1 protein-coding gene is annotated in these 267 nt (G+C 55.1%); it reads right to left on the minus strand.

The window, feature by feature from the left end; translation table 11 throughout:
* Positions 1-44: 44 nt before the first annotated feature.
* On the minus strand, positions 45-191 hold the full coding sequence (locus tag KMS84_RS44620) for a Y-family DNA polymerase (RefSeq protein WP_285894515.1): 147 nt from the start codon (positions 189-191) through the stop codon (positions 45-47).
* Positions 192-267: the final 76 nt, after the last annotated feature.

The following is a 267-nucleotide window of genomic DNA, read 5'->3' on the forward strand; positions in this document are numbered from 1 at the left end:
GTTCCAAAGGGGTTCAGAAGGTGGCGCGGACTCTACAGGATTTACTAACGATTTCTACCCCTCAGATCCGAGTTCGAAAGAACCACCACTGGTTTACCCCTCAGCTCAGGCCGGAAAATGCGCTCGCAGCTGCAGTAAAACTTGTTCGCGTCGACCAGGCCGAACACAGGGCGCCGGGGTTCAAAGTTCATGAGGCGACAGACTCCAAGTCACGACGCCGAACACTTCGACGGTGCTGTATTCGTCGGGAGTAACGGCCTTGTATGT

Origin of the sequence: Streptomyces hilarionis, from assembly GCF_024539675.1 — a bacterium.
In the GTDB taxonomy this organism is placed as follows: Bacteria; Actinomycetota; Actinomycetes; order Streptomycetales; family Streptomycetaceae; genus Streptomyces; species Streptomyces hilarionis.

What these genes read in the sequence shown, in the direction of transcription:
- KMS84_RS44620 (WP_285894515.1), bottom strand. Translation starts at nt 191, where the DNA reads ATGAACTTTGAACCCCGGCGCCCTGTGTTCGGCCTGGTCGACGCGAAC.